The sequence below is a fragment of the Streptomyces sp. SolWspMP-5a-2 genome, assembly GCF_900091845.1.
Taxonomy (GTDB): domain Bacteria; phylum Actinomycetota; class Actinomycetes; order Streptomycetales; family Streptomycetaceae; genus Streptomyces; species Streptomyces doudnae.
On sequence record NZ_FMCI01000237.1, the window covers coordinates 1 to 1,308 of the forward strand.

Annotated in this window: 1 protein-coding gene; it reads right to left on the reverse strand. The window is 76.5% G+C overall.

The window, feature by feature from the left end; genetic code table 11:
• Positions 1–132: 132 nt before the first annotated feature.
• Complete coding sequence (locus GA0115242_RS23495; protein WP_093831633.1) at positions 133–1,038, reverse strand: glycoside hydrolase family 16 protein; 906 nt, start codon at positions 1,036–1,038, stop codon at positions 133–135.
• Between the last annotated feature and the right edge of the window lie 270 nt (positions 1,039–1,308).

Consider the following 1,308-nt stretch of genomic DNA (forward strand, 5'->3'; position numbering starts at 1 on the left):
CGCGGGCTGCGGGCAGGGGCCTGCGGTTGCGGGGCTGGGGGCGCGGGCTGCGGGCAGGGGCCTGCGGTTGACGCGGGTGGCACGGGTGGGCGTGGGTGGCACGGGTGGGCGCGGGTGGCCGCTGTCCGGTCGTCACTTCCACCCGTAGGCGTAGGCGGCCACCCAGGTGACGTCGAGCTGGGCGCTGCTGCCGGGGGCCGCGACCGGGCCCTCCAGCGCGCTCTCGTTCTGGAGCACCCAGGACAGCGGGATGTCGGGGACGCCCCGGGTGTCGTGCCCGGTCTCCCGGCCGTCCACGAAGAACCGCACGCTGCCCGGGGTCCACTCGGTGGAGACGGTGTGCCAGCGGGTCCAGTCGTCGCCGCTGTCGAAGGAACCCTGGGTGCCGCCGCCGCAGGGGTGCGAGAAGGCGTTCAGCGAACCGGTCCACTCACCCTCGGGGTTGTCCATCTCGCAGCCGCCGCCGTAGTGCAGCCACGCGGACTTGTAGCCCGGCGCGAGCCGGGTGACCCTGATGCGGGCGCTGAACTTGCCGTACCGCATCTGCATGACCGCGCGCGGTACCACCGCGGCGGAGTGCACGGGTCCGCCGTCCGCGGGGCGCCACATGCGGATCGTCATCCGGCCGTCGCCGTCGGCCGCGGGGCCCACACTCACCGTGTCCTCCGGGTGGTACACGCCCGCCACGGCGCGGCCTCGGCTGTTGGCGGTGTCGAGCCAACCCGTGGGGTACGCCCACCAGTTGTCCCGGAAGGTGCCGCCGAGGCCGCCGCAGTACGCGGCGGAGGTGTCGACGTGGTGGTCGCAGTCGCTGAACGCGCCCAGCGGGACCCGTTCGCCGTCGAAATCCTCGGCGAGCACCTGCCAGAAGGGCCCGCAGTCGCCGTGGGGCAGGCGTACGGCGGTCGTCCGGCAGGCGTCGGCCGAGGCGGGCGCCCCGTCGGCCCGGGGGATGCCGAGGAACGCGGCGACCAGGAGCAGGCCCACCGGTGCCAGGAACAGGCGCCGACGTTGTCGCGGCACTGCGTGGGAACCCATCCGACGTCTCCCTCGGCGAGCGGCCGTCCGGGGGCGTCCCCGGGTATCGGCGCCGTACCGCGCGGGGCGGGCGGCGGCCGCGCGGGGACGTGGTGCGCCGCGCGGAGCGCCATCCTCGTCCGCCTTCCGGCCGGGCGCCATCCCCGCGGACGCCCGTGAACCGGACGCGGGCGCTCCTGCGTAGCCGCGTCCACCGCGCCTCGACACCGCCCCGGCCGGAGCCGGTCCCGTCCCGCCCGCCGGACGGCGGTCCCGTCCCGCCGCCGTCCG

What these genes read in the sequence shown, in the direction of transcription:
- GA0115242_RS23495 (WP_093831633.1), bottom strand. Translation starts at nt 1,038, where the DNA reads ATGGGTTCCCACGCAGTGCCGCGACAACGTCGGCGCCTGTTCCTGGCA.